Origin of the sequence: Halobaculum sp. EA56 (assembly GCF_051195075.1) — an archaeon.
In the GTDB taxonomy this organism is placed as follows: Archaea; Halobacteriota; Halobacteria; order Halobacteriales; family Haloferacaceae; genus Halobaculum.
The window spans coordinates 36,012-57,379 of sequence record NZ_JBNTJX010000017.1 but is presented as its reverse complement, the minus strand read 5'-3'; the positions used below and the strand labels follow the sequence as shown (position 1 = coordinate 57,379).

Below are 21,368 nucleotides of genomic sequence, written 5' to 3'. Positions count from 1 at the left end.
AACTCTCGGACCGAGGTACCCCGAAATGTCCGAAACCGATCGCCATCCAACAGAGGATGTTCGCCAGCCGGAGCCGCCGCTCCCCGAGGAGAGCGGGCTGACGCTTGAGGAGTATCTCGCGATGCAACAGGCGATCGGCCACCCGACGCGGTTTCGCATCCTGCGAACGCTCGTCGCGAACGACGAACTGAGTGCTGCTGACCTCAAGGCTGTGGTCGACGTTGAGCCGCACAATTTCCACTACCACCTCGACGAACTGGTTGATGTCGGCCTCATCGACAAGCGCCAGCGACGAACCGCCGACAGCCAGGGCTTTTACACGTACTATCGGCCGACAGCGATGGGACGCGGGATCCTCGAGCATGGCGTCGAGGAGCTGATGCGGCGTGAACGCGAGTTCAACGACGCCTATTCATAAGCTGTCGTAGGGTTCTCTGTCTCTGTTGGCGCTCCATTTCCCTGTCGAGATCTTCGCTGCGATTACAGTACTTCATAGCGTTAACCAACAATTACGATCTGTTGAGCCGAGATGTTGGTTAATTCTCTTTCGACACAACGCTTGCAGATTCCACTGTGGCTGTACGAACGAGTACACGTTACCTCACGGTTCAATGACGGTAGAACGGTGGCTTCACCACACTACCCGTCAATACTGGAAGTCGATGTCTCGTGCCGTTTCCATGGAGTTAAGTTCTCTACCAGCCGAGTATTGGACCATCGAATGGTCGAAATTCCGGACTCGCTTCGCTCTGTTTTCAGCGCGACTGTTCACGAACGGGACGGGGCATACGTTGTCGAGGTTCCGTCCGGGGAGCTCAATCATGACGCCGTCTCCCTCGGCGAAACGTATCGGATCGCTGTCTTCGACTCACCCACGACAGCGCAGGAAGAGCACGAGCCCGCGTCCGCAGATCGTGCTCAGCCTGACCGACAGCGTGAACCATCTGGGCCGCCGGTTGAGGAGGGTGAGATTCGGGACGTGACAATTGAGACAATCGGCGACCAGGGTGATGGAATCGCGAAAGTTAACCGTGGATACGTTGTGATCGTTCCTGGTGGCCAACCCGGTGATGAGCCGACCGTCGAAATAGAGCAGGTTCAGGAGAACGTTGCCTTTGCCAGCGTCGTCGATAGTGATCTGCGGGCTCTCTAAGCTGTTTCACCGCAGCTGTTCGACCTGATCAGACAGATACTGCTGGAGTGCCGTGACTGTCTCAACAGAGACAGCCGATGCCCCGAAATCACTCCGAGAGCCATGCTTGAGATCCTCCCTCTCTAGTGACACCGAGATCGAGGTCGTCGTACATGTGGTCAAGCATCGCGAGCGCCGACTGGAACTGCGCGTAGTGCTCGCGCATGTACTCGATCGTGTCCTCGCACGGTATAACCGGGTAGCCTTCGACGTCCTCGATCTCGAGTGACGGCTGTGGATCGAGGGCGATCTGCAGTGGCCCATCGATCTCGTCGCTGGGCTGACGCTCGAAGGCGGTTGGTAGCCCGAACGATTCGAAGAACGTCTCCCAAGCGTCGACGTCTTGCTCGCGAACAGCGATGAAGAGCGGGTAGTCGTCGGGATCGCGGCTGACCTGGTAGCCGCCCTGAATCCAGACGTAGACGGCGTCGATCCGCGTGAACGCGAACGGCCAGTCACCGAACTGCGGGATGATGTATGCTTCCTCGATGGAGGGTGGACTCACGCCGGCGCTTGCCGCGACCAGCTCGCGCGCGGCTTCTCTCACGCGCTGGTCGACAACAGAGAGGCCGTCGTCATAGTGGACGTAGCCTGCGTCTTCGAGACGGTTGACGGCTTGTCTCACCGTCTCGTACGGTCTGTGGAGGTGCTGAGCGACACGCCGGATGGAGTCACCACTGTTGATGGCGAGGATGACCTGGGCTGCCGTGTCGTCGAGCACCTCGTACATCTGGTGGTTACCAATAATTCGGTAACAGTTGAAATCCTTACTAGATTGTTGGTTAGAGCGTATCTGGCTGAGTTCCACCACTCAGGTTTCACCTCATGAACGACTGGACCGTTCGTCTACAGTGTTGGCAAGGGTATGCTCACAAGTCTGTATATTGACGTCGTCAAGGAACAGTTCGAAGCCGAATACGGAAGCACATCGGTTCAGTTGTCATACTGGATGCCCCACTCTTCAGCCATCTCGAAGATGTCATCGAGGTGTGCGAGGCCGTACACCATCGCGAACTCACGGAGATCGGCCTTTGTGATATTCGTGCCATAGCGGTCCTCGAACTCGGTTTGGGCCTTCCGGACAAGGTTGTCGACGTCCGGGTTGAGTTCGAGCGTGGTCCGGTCACGTGCCGTCGACGTTCCATCTCGCCACGTCGCGTAGGGGACTGGCGGCGACTCGGAGTGATACTCCGGCCGCATGAGTGCTCTCGCGAGCCGCTCGTTCGAGTACCTGCGGCCGCACTCAAGGTCGCTAATGTAGTCGACTTTGGTCTCGGATTCCTGTCCGCTACCGGCCCCACGTAAGTCGTCGCGTCTCGTAGTACTCGACGCCTGCCCAGTGGTGTTGTTGGTCGATTCGTCGTCCTCGACAGGCTGCGTGTCTTCTATGTCCATCTCTACTGATTCGTCGGCTTGAGTGTCGTCGCCTTCGTCATCTGCGTCTTCGAACGGGTTCTCCATATCGCCGCCTGACTCGAAGCTCATTGTGACACCTCAGCGGCGTCGGGACCGCCAGTCGTCAGCTGGGAGAGGTCGACTTCTCCCCAGATGTCGTTCCCGTGGAATAGATCTTCTCGCGGCCACCCCCCATTAGGGAGGTCTTGGCCCGCGCGATGGTAGATGTACGATGCGAGCGTGCGGAACTTAGGCATGATGTCCGCGTTGTAGTCACGGATGCGGCCGTCCTTCAGCTGAGAAAACACCGTCTCGTAGTTCTCCTCAGCCTTCTCGAACGCACCGAGGTTCTTGAAGTAGACTGGAGCCGGATACTGCTCGTGAATCTTGGTGAGGTACTCTTTGTGAATCTTCTTTCCGACGTCGACTTTCGATGGAACGACACCGCTTAGTGTGATATTGATATCCATCTCGTCGGCGAAGTTGCGGGCGCTGTCTTCGACGCCGGCGATGCTCTCGATGCCGCCGCGCGTGGGTTCGGCAGGAATGAGGATGTTGCGGGTGGCGTATAGGGCGAGATAGTAGCCTTCGTCGGCTTTCGCGTTCGGGTCGACGAGCATGACGTCGTACTCGTCCTGAATGTCGTTGTCTTGGAGGACTTGGAAAAAGCGTTCGTATCGGGAGTACTCCCACTCGGGGGGTTTGGACGCTTCGAGGTAGTCGGCGTGTTGGTCGAGGCGTTGGTCGACGCGGTTGAAGCGTTTGTGTGAGGGAATAACGTCGATACCGTCGTCGGCCGTGCGGATGAGGTCGCGGAACGGCCCTTTGCCCTGGTCGATAAGGTGCAGCGTAAGGTCGTCGGCGTCGGGGTTGTGTTTGTCTTCGTCGACGCCAAGGTAGTTCGAGACGCTTCCATTTTGGGCGTCGAAATCCGCGATGAGGACGCTGAGACCGAGTTCGGCGTAGGCGGCGGCGAGATCTCTGGTGATCGTGGATTTGGATTGACCACCACTCTGGTTATAGACGGTTATTGGTAGCATGTACGCACCATCATCCGCACCGATAATAAGAGTTAGTCAGACACACGCCACATTACTTACTGTAGCAACTACAGACCACACATTATGGCCATACTGTACGTTCATAATGAGCGTTCACAATGGGCGTTCATAACTGACTGCCACAACTGATGTATGTGGGTGAGTAAAGCAAAATTCGCCGGACGCCGGCACGCTAGGCAGAACAAGGTCGGGCCGTCGACCATTCTTTTCCCTCGATACGGCGAGAATCATTCAGCTACATCAGGTACCGACGCTCTGCATAGAATCTTGTACCGTGATCGACGGGGTTCAGATGATCTTCCAGCCAAGTTCCCAGCTCCGTAATCAGTCGTGAAGATGTCAAGCAAGCCCATCGGCTATCTCTCTTGGACGGTTGATTCCCTGAGTTCGCCGAAGAAGACTACACTCTCGCGGCGTTGCGGGGGGCGGCAGAAAGTGTGATCTCGCCAATGTGGTCAATACAGCCGTGGCGTGATCTCGCCAGGAATAGATGACACGATTGGGAAGGACAACCGGCTCAGCCCCAGTATTTCCCGATTTAGCTTTGACAATGAATCGGCAACCGCCGGTTGCGATTTTGGTATAGCGGCATACGATTTATTATTGCCTCATATTCGGTTATTAGTGAGTAGAACCCCTCTATCGCAGGAATATAGGAGATGAGACTTCTTCTCATATTGGTTTTGATTACTCCAATAATCACGACCACTTTGAAGTACCCCGCCGCCGTCCGCTAAGCACGAATGCTGCAATCGGCTCAGAACGGCGCTTCCCCCAGGGTAGAGCCGCCGAGATCGGGCCGCGGGTTTGCTGTAGTTCCACTCAGCGACGTCGAAGAACTAGCGGAATACCGAAGTTCGATATAGGACGAATGACCTCAATCTATATGGGGGTCGAGCGTGAACGGTAACGTATGACCGAAGACGAATCGAATTCCAAGGGTCTGATGGAGCGCCAGACCACGGGCGAAGACCGCGTGCGGATGGCCGCCCGACAGCTGTCGGAGCCGCGTACGGCCAACTGGATCGCCTCCGAAGCGGGCTGGTCACACGAGCCGACCAAGCGCGTCCTCGAACGACTCGTCGACGACGGGATCCTCCACCGTGACGAGAGTGGTACGCACACGACGTACTACCCTGATTACCGCCGCCAGGCGATGCAGGAGGCGATGCGCCTCCGGGACAGCGGATACACTGTCGAGGAACTCACGGATCGTCTCGCCGATATGAAGACGCAGATCCGCGACTGGGAGGACGAATTCGGCGTCGAGTCACCGAACCAGCTTCGCGGGACGCTCGCTGACGAGGCCCTGGACGCTGATGAGGAGGATCGGCGCCGTGAGATCGCCCGCGAGTGGGAGCACCTTCAACGGCGTATCCAGATCGTCGGCTTCGCCATCCGCGAATGGGACTTTCTCGCGCCGACGACAGAGCCTGCTGAGGCCAGCAGCTAACGGATGTCGGTCCCCCATCCAGGTGGTGATCCGAACGCGAACCTCTACGCCCAGCTGAAGCGAGACGTCCTTGACCGTGTGCCACAGATTACGACGGTCGAGTTCGTTCCTGACGATATCGAGGCCAAGCAGCTGCGGGCCCGTTTTGATCCGGCCCGCCTTTCTCCTTCGACAGGGACTGAGTCGCCGGAACTGTCCATCAAGTGGTATCGACAGGACCCACACGATTGGTTCCGTATCAACTACACCGACCCGAACACGGGCTTTCACGCTGGCTGGCACCAGGACGAAGACCATCCAGATCTCGGACGAACGCATTTCCAGTACTCAGCCGCCGATGAGGAAGATCGCTGGGGAATCACGTTCGAACACGAGACCCCCTCGCTAATCCTCTGGGAAATCATTGAATCGCTCCTCGAGGACGTCCGTCCGACCTACCAGTACGGGAACGAGGACGCATGACACCACGAGAACGCGCCGATCGGTCGCTTGCGAGCTCCTTCGAACGGTATCTCCAGGACAAAGGCAAGGGTCGCGGTGGCGACGGCGGGAACTATCGGCGGAACGCAGCGCGTGAGCTGGAGCGGTTTGCTGAGTGGGCCGCCGGCGACCGCGGTGACGACGACTGGATCGGGATCGTCTCCGATGACATCGACGACGACCCCACCTTCGAGGCCCTCGACGAACGAGTCTTCCGGGAGTACGCCCGGCATCTCAGCGGAGATCGCGGACTCAAGCAGAACACGGTACAAACCTATTATCGCTATATCTCCGCGTGGTGCGGGTGGTGTGTCAACGAGGGGTATCTCGAAGCACACTACGCGCAGCGGGCGAGTGCGATGGCGCCGCTGCCCGAGGACGACGGCCGCAAGCCTGGCGACCAGCAGGCCTGGACGTCCGAACAGCGCCACGCACTCACCCGTCACGTCGACGAGCAGGCTCGCGACGCCGTCGAGGCGTACACGACACTCCCGGAGGATACTGACCCCCTCGACAAGCAGCGAGCCCGCTACGCGGCGCTGAAGGCGACCCGTGACCGGGCGCTCGTGGTTGTCCTCGCGTACACCGCCGTCCGCGTCGGCGAACTCCTCCGCGATCCAAACGACCCGCGCCGGCGCGGCGTTCGCTGGGAGGACCTCTCCCTCGACGACGGGAGTATGGACGTCTACCGGAAGAAACAGCAGTGGGACGCTGCGAGTCTCCCCGATCCAGTGATTTCTCCGCTCCGGAGCTACCGCCAGCTGATGGACCCACCCACGGATCGCTGGCCGGTGTTTCCGACGTTCGACCAACGGACGCTCGCAGAGCTCGTCCGGGAAGAGCTAGCCGACCGAGGGAAACGCCCAGGTGCGATTACTGAGTGCCGTGAAGAATACGCCCGTGACCTGCTGCTGGCGCTCGATGAGGACATTCGGCCGCCGTCGATCACGACGGACGGTGCACGATCGATTCTCCAACGGCTTTCGGAGGCTGCAGAGATCGACATCGACCATCCGAAACACGATTACCTTGCTCCACACGGTGGCCGTCGTGGGATGGGCGAGGTGCTAGTCCGCGCGTTCGGGTATACCGTCGCGGCTCGATATCTCGACAACTCCGAAGAAATGGTCCGTGAACGGTATTCGCATATCGAAGCTGGCGAGTTAGGTGATGTCGCTACGGAAGCTCTCGAAGATGTCGATTCGGCAGACGGCTGAGCGAATCGGTCACGTTTCGATGAGGTGTCTAAACGCGGAAAGTGTATTTTCTCCTTCCTCGGTAAGTTCTACGTCGGTCCTTCGACCCACTTCTTTGGTTTGAATGAACTCTTTCTCGGCCAGTGGTTCTAGTACGTGCGTTTCGAGTAATCGGTAGCGAGCTCGGTCTGAGTCTGCCTCGTGGTCCGTTATGAATGGCAGCCCTTCCGCGGGCGTTCCTGCTGGGATTGATTTACCGTTCCCCTGGCCGAAGCCGATTAGTTCCTTCTTCGTGACCGGGCCATTTCGGTAAATGTACTCCATCACGTAGATGAGCTGTGTCTCGGGGGCATCTATTGGGTACGCCGGCAGTTCCTTGATGTTCTTCACCCCGTGGGAAACCGGTTTGACCCGTTGAGCGTCTTTTTCACCATATCGTTCTGGCTCGACGTAGTACGGCACAGCGTCGGTTACCATACACGCGATCATTCCGCCGATTGCGGATATTTTACTCCCGGTTGCAATGTTCACGAACACGTCATCATCTGCGTGCTGTTGGATCTCTCGTGCCGTTACCCGGACAACCTCATACAGATCGAAAATGTTGCAGGATCGGATCTCTCGGTCAATCCCAGCCGCCTCGATATCCTCATACAGCTCCTCGACAAATGGCGGTCGTTCCCCTTCACCCCATTCGAGTAGGATTAATCGATCAGCTTTCAATTGCTCCGCGGCTTCGACGACACGATCGCGCTCGAACCCGAGCGGCGCGATATGGACTCGTTCACTGGGGCGCATGTCTCGTTGTTGGGGATTCTGTGGTTTATGCGTTTGGTGCGGATTATGCGCTTAATGCTGTCGCTGATGTTAGAGACCGCGTGGTACTTAAGGGAATGACGCTGTTAGGCGAATGTGCATGCAACCAACTGATCTTGAGGAAGCAACCCAGCATGCCCAAGACCGCTACCGAGGACTGAGCGAACAGCTCGAGTCTCTCGACGAAGAGAGGGCCGACGACCTCCGTGCCGCACTCGAAGCCGCAGAGGACGCCATCGACGAGGCTCAAGATACCGACGAGGATCAATCCCGCTACGACGCGCTCCATCGGGCGGCCGACTACATTCAGTCAGCACAAAACGACATCGACACCCTCCAGGACGCGGCTGGATTCGATGTTAGCTACGCTGAGGAACTCGAAGCACTCGAAGAGGCCATCGAAGAGGTCGAGGACGGCCTTGATGAGGCGCTCGAAGATATTGATGAAGGTGATGCTGATGAGGACGACGAGGAGACTGACGGCTACGAGGTGACCGTCAGTGGGGAAACGAAAGTACTCGACCAGCAGTACATCGAGCCGATCGAACTGCTGCGCACGTTCGAGTACGATCCTAACCAGTACGTCCTCTACCCGCCCGACGAGGACGAGCGAGTCCCCAAAGACAGCGAAATCAACCTCGCCGAAGAGAACGTCTTCGACGCAATCCCCGTTGACACTGCCTACGGGAGCACCCAGCTCGACGACGTGCTCGCAGCGGACATCGACGCCCTTCGAGAAAACCACGAGGTCGATGTCGATACCGAGGCCGAGGCGCAGTTCGTCCACGTCATCGTTCGGGACTACCAGATCCCGTCGGATGCCTACAATGCGGACACGACGGACGTGATGATCCGCGTCCATGAGAACTACCCCCAGAAGGCTCCGGACTGGGTCTACGTCGACGAGGATCTCCGACTTGAAGGAGGCGGCGAACTTCGGAAATCTCGCGACGACCAAGTCCGGGGCTGGTTGGCTCTTTCCTGGCACATCAACAAACTGGACGGCATCGAGTGGGAACCCTACGAGACCGATCTCGAGTGGTATCTGGAGACCGTCGCGAACGGACGACTCCGACAGGGTGACTGACGCGAGCCCTCCCGCTGGCGATCAACCCTCCCACACCACATCTATGCAGGGACATGAGACTGACGGCAGCCGAGAGCGAGCGACGGGGAGCAAGTCGCGGGTATCTCACTGGCTTCGCTCCGTGCTAGAAGACCCTGATCACGAGTGGCCGGTCGCTGACCGGATACGGGTTCGGATCCGAGGCTCCGACTACCAGCGGCTACGCGACCATCTCGTGCGTCCGGAGCAGAAGTGTCCGAAAGAGCATGCCGCCTATCTCGTTGCCGGTACACAGGAGTACACTCATCGTGGGCAGCGGGTCTTCGAGTATCTCATTCGTGAGGTTCACCTGCTGGATCGGGAGGAATATCTCGATCAGTCGACCGGAATCGTCCGATTCGATCACACGACGATCCGGTCGATGATGCGGACGAGCGAGACGGACCATCGATATCTCGACGACATGGCGCTTCTGATGTGCCATAGCCATCCCCGTTCGAGCCAGCCGTGCTACTCGGGCACCGATGACGAGAACGAGCCGGCCCATATGGCGTCGCTGACCGGTCGAACTGCTGGTCCGCATGGAAGCCTCATCTTTGGTCAAGGGGGTCTGACCGGCCGGGCGTGGCTCTCGGACGTCCCAACGATCAGGCATGAGCCGATCACGGCCGCCGCGTCGCCGATTGATGAACTCGTTGTCATTCACAACCGTGAACTAGAGCGGATTCGGACGACGGATTCACGACTCCCTCCGGTTTCAAACGACGGCGACGAGATGCGCGACCGGCAGGCGCTGCTCCACGGAGCCGGCGGTAACACTCGGCTACGGGACGCTCACGTCGCCGTAGTCGGTGCTGGTGGACTCGGTGCCCCGATCGTCCAGACGCTCGCTCACCTCGGGGTTGGCGCGATCACGGTCGTTGATCCCGACGTCGTGGAGGAATCCAACCGCTCGCGAATCGTCGGTACGCGACCAGCCGATGCTGGTGATCCCGAGCGGACGCCCGACGAGGATGGTGTCGTCCCAGCTGCGTGGGCCGAGGCCATCGACGGATGTGGAACGCCCAAGGCGGAGGTCCTGGGCCGCGTTGTCTCCGATATTGATCCGTCGATCTACTATCATGGCATCCACGAGGAAGTACAGGCTCCGAAAGCGCTGGAGCAGGTCGTTGCTGCGGACGTGATTGTTACTGGCACCGATACCGCCACGTCACGTCGATTGGTGTCGGAGGCCGCCCTGCAGTATCTTCGGCCCCTGTTCAACGCTGGCACGGATATCGATGTTGACGACGACTCTGGACTCCGAAGCATCGCGACCAGCTTCCAGGTGTCCGGCGCGAACCGGGCGTGTCTGGACTGTTTGGACGCGATCAACGAAGATCGAATTGACGCTGAAGGCGAAGACGAAGACAATCTCGAGTACGGGCTTGAACTCGTTGCCGGAGAACAACCATCGGTCATCACCATCAACCAGGAACCGGTACAACGGTTGACGTTCGCGCTGCACCGGTTCCTCACGGGACTCCTCGCCGACCGGCACGGATTCCGAACCGGCACGTACAGCGCAACGTCTGACCGCCTTGTGAGCGACGCAGAGGCTGCTCCCGACTGCCAGTTCTGTAATGGAGCGTTCACAGCTGCCGGCGATCGTGGCGTTCCAATAGCGAAGACAGGACTGTATCGGACAACGCCGTCGACTGTCGAGACGGGGAATGTTGCAGAACTGGGTCTCGATGCTGTCGTCGAGGAAGAGCCAGCCGAGGACAAGGCTGAACCTGAAGGTGATGAACCGTCCAAAGAGCATAGCCTGCTTGCTCGTATCAGGAACACGGTAGCCCGCTATATCCCACAGCTATGAATCGAACACCCGTTTCGTCGAGTAACCTGAAAAGTGTCGGCTACGATCAGAGTTCGAACACTCTCGAAATTGAATTCCACGGTGGCCGAGTCTATCAATACTACAACGTCCCGAAGAGGGTCTATCAGGGACTGATGGCGGCATCCTCTCACGGGAAGTACCACCATCGCCGAATCAAAGACAGCTATCGATATTCTCGGATTCGGTAGATGCTGGATTGATCACAACCTGCCTGCGCTGAAGCGTTCAGCACTAGATTTATATCGCTCGGCTGGCTTTCTTCCAATATGAGTCTCGAAGAGACGGTTGACTACCTCGCCGAGGAACTCGACCTCGAGCGAAGTGAACACGTCCGTGAGGTCGGTCAGTCGGTCGCCGAGCTTCGCGACTGATCAAAACATTTCTCTGAAGTCCCGTTCGACGAGTCCGTCCTCCAGATACGTGATGAACTCTTGTTTCGTTGGTCGTTGACGGTCGAGCAGATCGTCCTGTTCTGCTCGTTCGAGAACTGCCTGCGCGAAGTCCGTACAGTGGGATTCGTGCTGCTCAGCGTACTTCGACAGGGCTTCTCGCCAGTGCATATCCAGCTCCTTTCAATCCCGTTCTGGGTTTCTACCGCTCTGCGACAGGGGGTGAATTTTGATTAAGCCGGTTCATAAACCTTGCTCTACCCACGACGGCGCGGCCCGCTCTCGTGGACCCCTGCTGTACACGGCTTTGAAAAAGGTCGACGAAGACCGACGTCAGATGACGTTCGATTGCTCGTCCGGTGGTTCGGTCCCGAGATCTGTCGTCGCCTCTTGGCAGGCTTCACAGAGCCGATACAGCCGGACTCGATCTCCGTCTGCCGGCTCGATGTGTCCTTCGAGTTCGTCTTCGAGTTCGACCCGCTCGCTCTTCGACACGTCGAGTTCGAAGACGCTGTACTGTCGCCACGCCCCGTATCGTTCCAGCGTCCGGTAGACGCGCCGACGATTCGTGTCGTCGCTGACGTCGTACGTTACTGCGAGTCTCATCGCGACACCTCCAGTGCGTGGTAGTCGTCAAGCTCACCCGTGATCGCTTTCCGCAGGAGGATCACTTGCTGTCGGATCGCTTTTCGACGGCTCACGCGGTACTCGAAGTGCGGGTGTGTCAACTCTTCGTCCATGTAGCCGTCGAACTTGTCCAAGTACGCTTGGAAGCCGTCGTCGGTGAGTCGGTTATCGTTTCCGAACTGATCGTGCGTGATCGTCCCGCGGTTGATCAGGCGCGTGACGAACGCGTCACAGAACAGCGGCCGGAACTCTTCTTGGAGGTCGAGCGCGAGCGACGGTGAGCGGCCGCCGATTCCGGGCGAGAGACCGTCCGACTGCCATCCACCGCTTGCGACGGTGGCCCGAAATGGGCTCCGAGAGTAAGGGGGAGAGAAGGCGACTGGTATGGCGGTGCTGTGACCGAGACCACTCAGGTGATCATAGCGTTCGGTCAGCGACGCCACAGCAAGCGCGCGCGAGAAAGGTGATTTCATAGTAATTTGTTCGTTGCTCTTGGCTCACTCGGTCCACGGAATTCAATCATAAAGTCATTTCGAGCGTTTTAGGCCCGAATGCGCAGGATTGCACTCAACTGTACTGTTTTGTCGGCCCGCCTTTGAGGTATTTCAGTTAACTGCACCAACAGAGAAGGGATACACACAACTGAACTATCATCATTCGTCCCCAGCCACATTTTTCACAAAATTATTCAAGAAAATTGGCTCAGTCAGGTATGTGAAGCTGTTCTATCTCGTCTGTAACGCTCGGCTAAACTCGTCCCATGTGCTGAACGGTCGATGATTATAAATATAGAGTAGGAACAGGCCCGACTATGCCGCACAGGCAGTCACATCGACAGTCGGACAGTAGACGAACAACGCTATCGTCACGGTCCGGAGGTGGTATTCGATGGTAAGCGCTGGGCAGCTGATTCTAGCTGCACTCCCGCTACTGATCATCGCGTTCCTGATGGTCGGGCGGTACTGGTCAGCGACCCGGGCGATGCCAGTCGCATGGGTCACCGCAGCTGTCGTCGGGTATTTCAGCTGGAACATGACGCCACGGTGGATCGCCGCCGCGTCCATCGACGGGGCGATCACAGCTGTCAACATCCTGTATATCGTGTTTGGCGCAATTCTCGTGCTGTACACGCTCAAGCAAACGGGTGCGTTCGACGTCATCAACCGAGGGTTCACTTCGATCAGTGACGACCGACGCGTCCAGGTCGTCCTGCTCGTGTTCCTGATGGGGTCGTTCATCGAAGCAGCCGCTGGCTTCGGCACCCCGGCAGCCGTCGTTGGACCACTGCTCGTCGGCCTCGGTTTCCCGCCGCTGGCAGCCGTAGTGGTCGCACTGACCGGGAACCTAATGGCCATCACCTTCGGTGCCGTTGGAACGCCGCTCATCATCGGTCTCGAAGACGTTTTTAGGTCGTCAAGCACCATCTCGTCCGCGGTCGCACAGCAGGGAATGACCGTTTCGGAATGGGTCGCACAGATCGCTGTCTGGGCGGCAACATATCACGTCATTGTTGGGGTGTTACTCCCGTTCATCGGCGTGGCGATGATGACTCGGTTCTTCGGCGAGGAACGCTCGATCAAGCCGGCACTGGAGGTCCTCCCGCTGTGCCTATTCGCCTGGGCATCCTTCGCAGTGCCGTACTGGCTGACCGCCTACTTCCTCGGTCCGACGTTCCCCGGCCTGTTCGGAGCGATGGGCGGGATGCTCGCAACTGTCGGCGCGCTCAAGGCCGGCTACTTCCACCCCGACGAGGAGTGGGACTTCGGCCCTGAATCCCAGTGGCCCGAACACTGGGTCGGCGATATCGAGCCGGGCGAGACAACTACGGCCGACGAAGAAATGTCCGACCGCGACTCCACGATCGCAGCCGACGGCGGACAAGTCACGGCCAGCCACTCAATGTCGCTTGTCCGTGCGTGGACACCGTACGCGGTGCTCGCGGCGCTACTAGTCGTCACCCGCGTCATCGGTCCGGTAAAGAGCTTCCTTACCTCGACGCTTGTGTTACAGTGGCCGGATATCCTCGGTACTGGACTCACGAACGACTTCGCGGCGCTGTACCTACCTGGCGCCGTGTTCGTCGCCGTCCACCTGCTGACGATTCCGCTACACGGTATGGACCGCGAGGAGATCACCGCTGCTTGGACAGAAACCATCGAGAAGGTCACGCCTGCCGTCGTCGCGCTGCTGTTCGCCGTCGCGACGGTCCAGATAATGATTCAATCCGGTGAGAGTGCCGGTATCGACAGTATGCTGGTAGTTCTCTCCGAAGCGACCGCTGACACGGCGGGCGGCGTCTACCCATTCTTTGCGGCATTGGTCGGCGCATTCGGCGCGTTCCTCGCAGGATCGAACACGGTCAGCGATATCTTGTTCGGGACGTTCCAGTACAATGTCGCGGCCGACCTCGGTATCTCACGGACTATCCTTGTAGCCGCACAGGCAGTCGGTGGCGCAATCGGGAATCTCATTGCGGTCCACAACGTGGTAGCCGCGCTGGCGGTCGTCGGCCTCGTGGGCGAAGAGGGCCGGGTCATACGGCTTGAACTCATCCCGCTGGCATATTACGCAACCGTGACAGGCATACTCGCGCTCCTGTTCTCGTACGTCATCGCCTCGGGAACGTTCTGAAACGATGTCCGGAGACATCCGCGGCCTGGTCAGCGATCCGACGCCAGCTAGCGAAGCAGCACTCGCTGGTTGGAGATATCGTCGACGCAGTCGCCGGCAGAGTGGAGGCGGTAATAGCGGTGGAGAGCGCGTGAGTGCGCGAATCAGCAAATTTACGCACACATCTCAGCGAGCATCAACTATAGTAGGCTCGAAGGCTATCTATCTACATACTGATGATTGAGACGCGTCCTATCCCAGAACGGTTTCTTGACCGCCTCACGGCCTACGACGTAGAATACACCGTCGCCGACCCGGAAGACGTGGAGACGGTCGTCGAGGACGTGGTCTCTCAACCCGCCGTTGGCGTCGAGTCCTCGACGGACGCCTACGGACTCCCCGATACCGTTTCGACGTCGTTCTCGCCGGCCGACCTCGAAGCCGCGGCAACGGGAGTCACGGAGGCCGTGCTCGGCATCGCTGAGTACGGGAGTATCGTTATCCCAACGACGACTAAAGGGATGGAACCGGTCAGTCTCTTCGCCGACGAGCACGTCGCGATACTGGATGCGAGCGATATCGTACCTGGGATGGAGGCAGCATTCGACCGCCTTGGAGATCAGCTTCGGACGGAAAGGACCAGCGCTATCATTGCCACCGGGCCGAGCGCGACGGCGGACATGGGAGCACTGGTCACCGGGGCCCACGGGCCGAAGTCGGTCCACGTAATCATCGTCAACCAATGACAGCGAATGCACGCAACACGAAGGCATCGCACATTAGACACATCCTCGAAACGGAGGGCAAGGCCGTCGCGGAGAACACGCAGGGGTTCAACCAGGGCCGGTACGACTCCGTAGCTAAGCTTGAATCCTACGAGGAACTGAAATCAGAGGCCCGAAATATCAAGGAAGACGCCATCAAGCGACTGCCGACCCTCATCAAGGACTTGCGTGAAACCGTCGAGGAAAACGGTGGAACATTATATTTAGCCGATAACGCGGCCGATGCAAACCGGTATGTCCGCTCGGTCGTTGAAGACCGAAACGCCGGGACAGTCGTCAAGAGCAAGTCGATGACCAGCGAGGAGATTGAGCTCAACGACGCTCTCGCGGAGACCGGCGCTCGGGTCGTCGAGACAGACCTTGGGGAGTGGGTCCTGCAGGTGGCCAACGAGGCTCCCTCCCATATCGTCGCACCGGCAATTCACAAGTCACGGGAGGCCATCGCTGACCTGTTCACCGAGCAGTTCGATCCTGATGATCAACCCGAAACCGCTGAAGATCTGACGATGTTCGCCCGGGAGAAACTGGCCGAGGACATCGCCGCGGCCGACGTCGGTGTTACGGGCGCGAATTTCATTACAGCCGATACCGGGACGATAGCGCTGGTCACCAGCGAAGGCAACGCCCGTAAGACCGTCACTGCCACCGATACCCATGTCGCCGTGGCAGGCGTCGAGAAGGTCGTCCCCTCCGTTGAAGACCTCCAGCCGTTCGTCGAACTCATCGGTCGCTCGGGGACCGGGCAAGACATCACCTCTTACATCTCGCTACTGACGCCCCCGGTCGATTCCCCGACGATGGACTTCGAAGCCGACGAATTCGGCTCGCCAGACGACCGCGAGTTTCACCTCGTACTCATCGACAACGGCCGGATGGCGATGCGCGAGGACGATGACTTACGGGAGACGCTGTACTGTATTCGCTGTTCGGCCTGTTCGAACTCCTGTGCCAACTTCCAGCAGGTCGGCGGCCACGTCTTCGGCGGCGAGACGTACTCCGGTGGAATCGCGACTGGCTGGGAGGCTGGCGTCGAGGGACTCGACACCGCCGCCGAGTTCAACGACCTCTGCACCGGCTGTTCGCGATGTGTGCCCGCCTGTCCGGTCGAGATAGATATCCCGTGGATAAACACGGTTGTCCGCGACCGCATCAATCGCGGCAAGGACGGCGAATTGGACTGGCTCGTCGATGGACTGGTACCCGACGAGGAGCCGTCCGGGCTGGATCCACAGAAGCGGCTGTTCGGCAACTTCGGGACGCTCGCCCGCCTCGGAAGCGCCACCGCACCGCTGTCGAACTGGCTGGCCAACACCGTGTCGTCACGGCTGGTTATGGAACGCCTACTTGGCGTCGACCGGCGGCGGGACCTGCCGGCGTTCCAGCGGGAGACGTTCCGTGCATGGGTCACCGGCCGACAGGGGCCAGCGGACCCGGAGCGAGAGGTCGTTCTCTTCCCGGACCTCTACACCAATTACGTGCACGTCGAACGCGGGAAGGCCACCGTCCGCGCACTCGAAGCCCTCAACGTCACCGTCCGCGTCCCTGACGTGGGTGGGTCTGGCCGCGCACCTCTCTCTCAGGGTATGATATCGACCGCCCGCGAGCGAGCCGAAGCGGTCGCCGACGCACTCGTCCCGCACGTCGAGGCAGGACGGGATGTGGTGGTCATCGAGCCCAGTGACCACGCTCTGTTCCAGCGTGAGTACGAAAAACTGCTCAACGAGGAGCAGTACCGGACGCTTGCGAACAACAGTTACGAAGTGTTCGAATACGTCTACGGCTGTCTGGAGAACGGCGCAGACATCGACACACTTCGGGACGGCGAGGGTGAGCGCGTCGCCTACCACAGCCACTGTCAGCAGCGGACACTGGGTGTCGAGCAGTACACGGAGTACATACTGGACCAGCTCGGGTTCGACGTCCTCACCTCCGACGTGGAGTGTTGTGGGATGGCCGGGAGTTTCGGCTACAAGCAGGAGTACTACGACGTGAGTATGGCCGTCGGCGAAGAGTTGGCCGACCAGTTCCGCGCGTCGAACGCGACCGACCGGACTGTCGTAGCCAGCGGTACCTCGTGTCTCGAACAGCTCGACGACCTGCTCGCCCGCCCGTCGAAACACCCGATCGAACTGATCGCACCGAGTAGCGACGATATGTGATAACGTCGAACGCTATTGGTTCGCATGACCTGTTGTCGCTGTGTTCTGTGACGGCCAAGCGGTCATCCCGGAAGTGGCCGACGACAGGTCGTATCAGTTCCGCCGCCCGCTCCGGCCGACGATCGGCAGTGCGTCACGTAACCCCATTCCGCTGACCAGCTGCACCGTCACGCTATGCGGCTCCACCACCGGCCGAAGCGCGTCGATGAACGCCGCTGGATCAATCGCTGCGTGGACGCGGGCGGTTACCGACGATCCAGCGGTGTGTCTGAAGACGATTTTCTCCCGGCCGAGCCATCCTCCGTCGTAGATTCGGATGTTCGTCAGGTCACTGTACGGTATCTCGATTATCCGTTCAGCGGCGTCCAGGGCCGCCGGCAAGCCGCCGTCTCGGACCGCCTCCGCGAACTCGGTGGCACGGCGCGCCGGCGTCCCGCCGACGAGCCCTACACCGGTGATATAGTCGTACTCGACGACCAGCGCGCGCATCTCGCAGAACAGGCAGTCGAGCAGCCGAAGTGGGTACGCCCCGCGCATGGCGAAGTGGAGATGGACAAAAACATCATCGGTCGCTGCCTCGCCGCTCACGGAAACCACCCTTGTCCAGCCTCAGAATCGGCAACGGTCCCCTCGCTTGCGAGTTTCGCCACTGTGACTCGATAGACGAGAAAGGCCTGCACGACGACGTATCCTGCCCACAGCAAATAACCACCAGGGCTGCTTCCAAGGATAGCCATCTCAACGGCGAACACCGAGATTCCGAGATTCGTGCTGAAGAACGTCCCCACCAATAGGACGCTGAAGTAACCGAAAAAGCCAGCCGCAAACCACATTGCGATGACTCGTCCCCACCCCGGCATTACGTGTTCGGGGAGCCTGACGGCGTTTATGTACTGGACGACAACGATGTAGGGCCACATGAGAAGTCCGGACATCGCGGCCCCGATGACGAGAATGCTGAATGCACCGATATTGACGGGGAGCAGAAGGATGAGGATACCCCACGCACAAAACGCGGTTAACAGTCCCCAGAACAGCTCCGGGAGCTGCCAGCCGATGTCCCGACCGTACAGTTCATAGATAATGTCGGAGCTGTTGCGGACGAACGACTCGACGATGGCGTACTCCGTGGTGAACAGCGCCAGGAAGAGCGTCGCATAGATGACCCAAGCGGCTACTGGCCCGACCGACGGAGCGATATCGACTAGCCACATGTCAACCGCGGTTCGGGTCGTTCCGGGCGCATGGGTCACAGCGATTGCGACTAACGCAGTCGTCGCGAGCACGAGCCCAGCGACGAACGTCAGCAGGTGTTCGAGTTGCGTGACCCGCCACCACCCGCGCCACCGTTCGAGATTCACTGCCGTCGGCGGGAAGGAGAAGCCGTTCTCGTGGACCGTCTCGGGGTCGTCACCGGCGAAGGGGTTCTTGATACGGCCCTGGTAGCGCCCCATCCCGTACCCCTTCTCGCGGACCCAGAGGCTCTGTGAGAGATTCAGATATCCGCCAGCACCCGCGAACGCGAGTCCGCCGAGCAAGATCGCGATCGTCCCGACCCGCGGTTGTTGACCGAACTCGGCCAGTTCGCCGGGGAGGCGAGCAAGCTCCGCAGACGAGCCGATAAGCGCGAACAGCACGAGTGCGAACGCGATCGACAGCCCGACCAGCAGTATCTGGAGTCGCTCGACGACGTTGTACATCAGCGGTGTCAGTTGATAGGTGAGCCAAACAAACACCATCAGTACGATTCCCAGTACACGCCACCCAGCGAGCTCGAAGCCAGCAAAGGCGATGGCTCCCAGTTCTAGACTCGCGGCACCGACCTTGGCCGCACTGGCAGCCCAGCCGGGCCAGCCCAAGCTTGCGAACCCTCCGAGCAAGAAACCAAACGGAACGAGGGGGTGGAGTCGTTCCATCGCACGAAAGACGCTCTCGCCTGTGGCTAGCGTCCAGCGCTGTATCTCCGTGTTAACGACGAACTGTGCGAGGACGCCGACGAGGAAAAGCCAGTACAGCGACCAGCCATAGCGGGCAACTAGTTGCGGCCAGAACAGCGTCTCGCCGCTCCCCAGCGAGGCTCCGAGCATGATCGCGCTTGGTCCGACGACGTACTTGAGTTTCGGGACCTTCGGCAGGTCGAGCGTCCTGAATCTGCCACCGGTCCCCGAATCGGGATGGGCGTCGGTCGCCGGCGACACCTCTAGGTTGTCGTATGCGACTGGCGTATACTCTGACGTGGGATAGCGATGTTCGTCACGCGATTCATAGACATCTGACGGCGCTGGTCCGTTCGTCTCAACCGTGTCCTCCGACACTGTCTCAGCCTCACGTTTCGTCCGTTCTCGGTCCCTACTCATTGATCAGTTTCTCCGCCTCGAAGCTGTTGTTTGGGTCTCTATCGCCCGGTATTCGACCATCTATCTCATCCTCCCACGTAGTGCCAGACGTGTTCACGGTCCTCGTTCACGTCGACGTTCGGCAGTTCTCTCAGCGCTGGCTCGATCGCCTCCCACCACTTATCTGCGGTCTTGTATCCGGCGGGGTGTTCCGGGAATACCTCAACGAGAAACTCCGACTCGGTTGCGTTGGGATTCCGGCTGAGATAGTCATACGCGGCTCTGAGCGCCCCGCGCCGCTTTTCGAGTGTCTCGCCGGATCCTGGGAGTTCGGCGTCCGCGATACCCGTATTGACTTCCGGGTCCCTGTATGTCTCGTGCTCCTTCGCAGAGTCATCGCGGGTGATGCCGGTCAGGGGCACCCACCATACCCGTCCGCGTGCCCCGACCTTCCGGGTAGCGAGCGTGTTCCGCTTGACGAGAGCGTTGAGCTTGTTGTGCGCCGTCCGTCGGGAACAGCCCAGCTCCTCCATTACGTCGTTGGCCGTTAGTGGCCGGGCTTGATCGGTTCGACCCTCAAAGACGGACAGAACGGACTCCAGTGGGAACTCTTGGCCGGAAGTGGACTCCCCAGCCATGGTACTGTCCGTCGTGTTACCCATATATACCGTGTTACACTCATGTGTAATGTGTTTTTGCCTATGTAGTCGTACGGTATTCGTATCGGTCTAAGGATTCAGATTCGAGTAAACCCTGACTAGGTTGGGGTGATTCTTTGGGAGTCATAGCACTACTCTGTCCACCTCCTCACGGACTTCACAAGTCGTGGAGAGACAGAGCCGTACGTTCGGAGTAGCGTCCGCCCCGATTGGAGGCTATCGAACCTCAATAGAAACCCTCGGGCGTGCTGAAACCGGTCTAATCAAAAGGATACCGACTGGAACTACCGCCCTGATTACTTCCAACTGGACCCATGAGCGAGTGCTTATTCGAGGCGACCCTCTCCAAGACCATTTTATGGGGCTAACTGTTTCTCTATGCGCCGAGTACGAGCGACGATGCCGACGGAAAGTTCGCGGTGTTCGTGACAAACCAAGACCATGTCGAGCTAGAGGAGATCAGGAATATCGTGAACGGGTACAATCAGCGGTGGGACATCGAGAATCAGTACAAATCGATCAAGAAGCTCATGCCAAAGACGTCGTCGACGGACTACCGACTTCGGTTCTGCAACTTCGCGCTGTCGACGCTGATCTACAACCTGTGGCGGGTGACGGACTATCTAATTAAGGTCGCGCTCGACGAGCCGATTCGGTCGCGGCCAGTGATCACGGCGAAGACTGTTCGTACGCGCTTGTTTGTAGGCTTATAAGCACGCCAAAAATGTGGGAGGTTCAACAGGTTCGGCATTTGGATTTCTACAAACCACCTGTTTGCTTATAGGTCGGATTTCGGCTACTGGGGTGTAGATTCATGCGCTGCTCGTGGGCTGACTGCCGAAGAGGTCGATATTGAGCAAGGCAACTATGCCAACGCTCCCTTGGAGATTCTGATCGCGTTGAACGTCTCGCTGACGGACAGTCAGATCCGGGTTGACCAACCGCACGCCACCTTCGAGGTATTCTCTCCTCAATTCCTGGACGACCGATTCGCAAACGGCAAGGCTGGTAGTCGTCTCGGAGCAGCCACATTTTGTAAAGCTGGGATGTTACTGTCGAACCTGAAGTCAGGCGGGTCGATTGCTCATGCATTACTGGGCTCGAAATATATATCGACAGTCTAAGTTTCGTAGGTGGCTATGCATGATGAATCGATCTAACCGACCTCAGCTTCACTAGTCCCTATCAAACCTCCATGAAACGGTAAAATCTACCGCCTTACAGCGATTCAACACAGCTCTGTGTCGAGAGTGTTCGACCGACGT

General features: G+C 58.9%; 19 protein-coding genes and 3 pseudogenes. 12 read left to right on the top strand and 10 right to left on the bottom strand.

Going from position 1 to position 21,368, the window contains the following annotated elements:
• Window positions 1-25 precede the first annotated feature (25 nt).
• A complete protein-coding gene (locus ACQUQ1_RS18945; RefSeq protein WP_435065811.1) occupies window positions 26-418 on the top strand; it encodes a winged helix-turn-helix domain-containing protein in 393 nt (130 codons plus the stop codon).
• A gap of 303 nt (window positions 419-721) precedes the next feature.
• Window positions 722-1,153, top strand: a complete 432-nt coding sequence (locus ACQUQ1_RS18940) for a TRAM domain-containing protein (protein WP_435065809.1) — start codon at window positions 722-724, stop codon at window positions 1,151-1,153.
• A gap of 88 nt (window positions 1,154-1,241) precedes the next feature.
• Here ACQUQ1_RS18940 and ACQUQ1_RS18935 read toward each other — a convergent pair whose 3' ends face one another.
• The 3 genes from ACQUQ1_RS18935 to ACQUQ1_RS18925 form a co-directional block, all read right to left on the bottom strand.
• Window positions 1,242-1,922 carry a helix-turn-helix domain-containing protein gene (locus ACQUQ1_RS18935; protein WP_435065807.1) on the bottom strand — a complete coding sequence of 227 codons (681 nt, stop codon included), beginning with the start codon at window positions 1,920-1,922 and terminating at the stop codon, window positions 1,242-1,244.
• Window positions 1,923-2,125: 203 nt separating this feature from the next.
• Window positions 2,126-2,677, bottom strand: coding sequence for a hypothetical protein (locus tag ACQUQ1_RS18930; protein ID WP_435065806.1), 552 nt, complete (start codon window positions 2,675-2,677; stop codon window positions 2,126-2,128).
• Window positions 2,674-3,627 carry a ParA family protein gene (locus ACQUQ1_RS18925; RefSeq protein ID WP_435065804.1) on the bottom strand — a complete coding sequence of 318 codons (954 nt, stop codon included), beginning with the start codon at window positions 3,625-3,627 and terminating at the stop codon, window positions 2,674-2,676. Before ACQUQ1_RS18925 ends, ACQUQ1_RS18930 begins: the two co-directional genes overlap by 4 nt.
• A gap of 934 nt (window positions 3,628-4,561) precedes the next feature.
• Between ACQUQ1_RS18925 and ACQUQ1_RS18920 the strand changes: the two genes are divergently transcribed.
• The 3 genes from ACQUQ1_RS18920 to ACQUQ1_RS18910 are packed head-to-tail and all read left to right on the top strand — an operon-like array spanning window position 4,562 to window position 6,798.
• On the top strand, window positions 4,562-5,101 hold the full coding sequence (locus ACQUQ1_RS18920) for a DUF7342 family protein (RefSeq protein ID WP_435065802.1): 540 nt from the start codon (window positions 4,562-4,564) through the stop codon (window positions 5,099-5,101).
• A gap of 3 nt (window positions 5,102-5,104) precedes the next feature.
• Window positions 5,105-5,563, top strand: coding sequence for a hypothetical protein (locus ACQUQ1_RS18915; protein WP_435065801.1), 459 nt, complete (start codon window positions 5,105-5,107; stop codon window positions 5,561-5,563).
• Window positions 5,560-6,798, top strand: coding sequence for a phage integrase SAM-like domain-containing protein (locus ACQUQ1_RS18910; RefSeq protein WP_435065799.1), 1,239 nt, complete (start codon window positions 5,560-5,562; stop codon window positions 6,796-6,798). Before ACQUQ1_RS18915 ends, ACQUQ1_RS18910 begins: the two co-directional genes overlap by 4 nt.
• A gap of 9 nt (window positions 6,799-6,807) precedes the next feature.
• Here ACQUQ1_RS18910 and ACQUQ1_RS18905 read toward each other — a convergent pair whose 3' ends face one another.
• The gene (locus ACQUQ1_RS18905; RefSeq protein WP_435065797.1) at window positions 6,808-7,575 is read right to left on the bottom strand and encodes an HFX_2341 family transcriptional regulator domain-containing protein; all 768 of its coding nucleotides are present in this window, start codon (window positions 7,573-7,575) and stop codon (window positions 6,808-6,810) included.
• 118 nt (window positions 7,576-7,693) lie between these two features.
• Between ACQUQ1_RS18905 and ACQUQ1_RS18900 the strand changes: the two genes are divergently transcribed.
• The 3 genes from ACQUQ1_RS18900 to ACQUQ1_RS18890 all read left to right on the top strand — a co-directional run bounded on the left by ACQUQ1_RS18900 (window position 7,694) and on the right by ACQUQ1_RS18890 (window position 10,726).
• On the top strand, window positions 7,694-8,680 hold the full coding sequence (locus ACQUQ1_RS18900) for an E2/UBC family protein (RefSeq protein WP_435065796.1): 987 nt from the start codon (window positions 7,694-7,696) through the stop codon (window positions 8,678-8,680).
• 121 nt (window positions 8,681-8,801) lie between these two features.
• On the top strand, window positions 8,802-10,517 hold the full coding sequence (locus ACQUQ1_RS18895; protein ID WP_435065794.1) for a HesA/MoeB/ThiF family protein: 1,716 nt from the start codon (window positions 8,802-8,804) through the stop codon (window positions 10,515-10,517).
• Complete coding sequence (locus ACQUQ1_RS18890) at window positions 10,514-10,726, top strand: KTSC domain-containing protein (protein ID WP_435065792.1); 213 nt, start codon at window positions 10,514-10,516, stop codon at window positions 10,724-10,726. Before ACQUQ1_RS18895 ends, ACQUQ1_RS18890 begins: the two co-directional genes overlap by 4 nt.
• Window positions 10,727-10,909: 183 nt before the next feature.
• Here ACQUQ1_RS18890 and ACQUQ1_RS18885 read toward each other — a convergent pair.
• The 3 genes and pseudogenes from ACQUQ1_RS18885 to ACQUQ1_RS18875 form a co-directional block, all read right to left on the bottom strand.
• A pseudogene (locus ACQUQ1_RS18885) lies at window positions 10,910-11,107 on the bottom strand (hypothetical protein); the annotation flags it as partial.
• A 153-nt stretch (window positions 11,108-11,260) separates the two neighbouring features.
• Window positions 11,261-11,533: a CRISPR-associated endonuclease Cas2 gene (cas2, locus tag ACQUQ1_RS18880; RefSeq protein ID WP_435065790.1), complete on the bottom strand. Its 273-nt coding sequence runs from the start codon at window positions 11,531-11,533 to the stop codon at window positions 11,261-11,263.
• A pseudogene (locus ACQUQ1_RS18875) lies at window positions 11,530-11,832 on the bottom strand (CRISPR-associated endonuclease Cas1); the annotation flags it as partial. The pseudogene ACQUQ1_RS18875 and the gene cas2, both read right to left, overlap by 4 nt.
• 610 nt (window positions 11,833-12,442) lie before the next feature.
• On the opposite strand from ACQUQ1_RS18875, the gene ACQUQ1_RS18870 reads away from it, so the two are divergent.
• The 3 genes from ACQUQ1_RS18870 (at window position 12,443) to ACQUQ1_RS18860 (ending at window position 17,108) form a co-directional block, all read left to right on the top strand.
• On the top strand, window positions 12,443-14,185 hold the full coding sequence (locus tag ACQUQ1_RS18870; RefSeq protein WP_435065788.1) for an L-lactate permease: 1,743 nt from the start codon (window positions 12,443-12,445) through the stop codon (window positions 14,183-14,185).
• A gap of 215 nt (window positions 14,186-14,400) precedes the next feature.
• Entirely contained in the window at window positions 14,401-14,910 is a 510-nt protein-coding gene (locus ACQUQ1_RS18865; protein ID WP_435065787.1) for an LUD domain-containing protein, read from the top strand.
• Window positions 14,907-17,108 (top strand): LUD domain-containing protein, encoded by a 2,202-nt coding sequence (locus ACQUQ1_RS18860; RefSeq protein ID WP_435065785.1) that lies wholly within the window; start codon window positions 14,907-14,909, stop codon window positions 17,106-17,108. Before ACQUQ1_RS18865 ends, ACQUQ1_RS18860 begins: the two co-directional genes overlap by 4 nt.
• A gap of 93 nt (window positions 17,109-17,201) precedes the next feature.
• On the opposite strand, the gene ACQUQ1_RS18855 is transcribed toward ACQUQ1_RS18860, so the two are convergent.
• The 3 genes from ACQUQ1_RS18855 to ACQUQ1_RS18845 form a co-directional block, all read right to left on the bottom strand.
• On the bottom strand, window positions 17,202-17,696 hold the full coding sequence (locus ACQUQ1_RS18855) for a hypothetical protein (protein ID WP_435065783.1): 495 nt from the start codon (window positions 17,694-17,696) through the stop codon (window positions 17,202-17,204).
• Window positions 17,693-19,465, bottom strand: a complete 1,773-nt coding sequence (locus ACQUQ1_RS18850; RefSeq protein ID WP_435065782.1) for an Nramp family divalent metal transporter — start codon at window positions 19,463-19,465, stop codon at window positions 17,693-17,695. The genes ACQUQ1_RS18855 and ACQUQ1_RS18850 overlap by 4 nt, the downstream gene beginning before the upstream one ends.
• Window positions 19,466-19,530: 65 nt before the next feature.
• A complete protein-coding gene (locus tag ACQUQ1_RS18845; protein ID WP_435065780.1) occupies window positions 19,531-20,106 on the bottom strand; it encodes an ArsR family transcriptional regulator in 576 nt (191 codons plus the stop codon).
• 368 nt (window positions 20,107-20,474) lie between these two features.
• Between ACQUQ1_RS18845 and ACQUQ1_RS18840 the strand changes: the two are divergent.
• A pseudogene (locus tag ACQUQ1_RS18840) lies at window positions 20,475-20,816 on the top strand (ISNCY family transposase); the annotation flags it as partial.
• Window positions 20,817-21,368: the final 552 nt, after the last annotated feature.

Bases quoted from the DNA above. Each gene is read 5' to 3' on its own strand.
- ACQUQ1_RS18945 (WP_435065811.1), top strand. From the start codon at position 26: ATGTCCGAAACCGATCGCCATCCAACAGAGGATGTTCGCCAGCCGGAG.
- ACQUQ1_RS18940 (WP_435065809.1), top strand. From the start codon at position 722: ATGGTCGAAATTCCGGACTCGCTTCGCTCTGTTTTCAGCGCGACTGTT.
- ACQUQ1_RS18935 (WP_435065807.1), bottom strand. From the start codon at position 1,922: ATGTACGAGGTGCTCGACGACACGGCAGCCCAGGTCATCCTCGCCATC.
- ACQUQ1_RS18930 (WP_435065806.1), bottom strand. From the start codon at position 2,677: ATGAGCTTCGAGTCAGGCGGCGATATGGAGAACCCGTTCGAAGACGCA.
- ACQUQ1_RS18925 (WP_435065804.1), bottom strand. From the start codon at position 3,627: ATGCTACCAATAACCGTCTATAACCAGAGTGGTGGTCAATCCAAATCC.
- ACQUQ1_RS18920 (WP_435065802.1), top strand. From the start codon at position 4,562: ATGACCGAAGACGAATCGAATTCCAAGGGTCTGATGGAGCGCCAGACC.
- ACQUQ1_RS18915 (WP_435065801.1), top strand. From the start codon at position 5,105: ATGTCGGTCCCCCATCCAGGTGGTGATCCGAACGCGAACCTCTACGCC.
- ACQUQ1_RS18910 (WP_435065799.1), top strand. From the start codon at position 5,560: ATGACACCACGAGAACGCGCCGATCGGTCGCTTGCGAGCTCCTTCGAA.
- ACQUQ1_RS18905 (WP_435065797.1), bottom strand. From the start codon at position 7,575: ATGCGCCCCAGTGAACGAGTCCATATCGCGCCGCTCGGGTTCGAGCGC.
- ACQUQ1_RS18900 (WP_435065796.1), top strand. From the start codon at position 7,694: ATGCAACCAACTGATCTTGAGGAAGCAACCCAGCATGCCCAAGACCGC.
- ACQUQ1_RS18890 (WP_435065792.1), top strand. From the start codon at position 10,514: ATGAATCGAACACCCGTTTCGTCGAGTAACCTGAAAAGTGTCGGCTAC.
- cas2 (WP_435065790.1), bottom strand. From the start codon at position 11,533: ATGAGACTCGCAGTAACGTACGACGTCAGCGACGACACGAATCGTCGG.
- ACQUQ1_RS18870 (WP_435065788.1), top strand. From the start codon at position 12,443: ATGGTAAGCGCTGGGCAGCTGATTCTAGCTGCACTCCCGCTACTGATC.
- ACQUQ1_RS18865 (WP_435065787.1), top strand. From the start codon at position 14,401: ATGATTGAGACGCGTCCTATCCCAGAACGGTTTCTTGACCGCCTCACG.
- ACQUQ1_RS18860 (WP_435065785.1), top strand. From the start codon at position 14,907: ATGACAGCGAATGCACGCAACACGAAGGCATCGCACATTAGACACATC.
- ACQUQ1_RS18850 (WP_435065782.1), bottom strand. From the start codon at position 19,465: ATGAGTAGGGACCGAGAACGGACGAAACGTGAGGCTGAGACAGTGTCG.
- ACQUQ1_RS18845 (WP_435065780.1), bottom strand. From the start codon at position 20,106: ATGGGTAACACGACGGACAGTACCATGGCTGGGGAGTCCACTTCCGGC.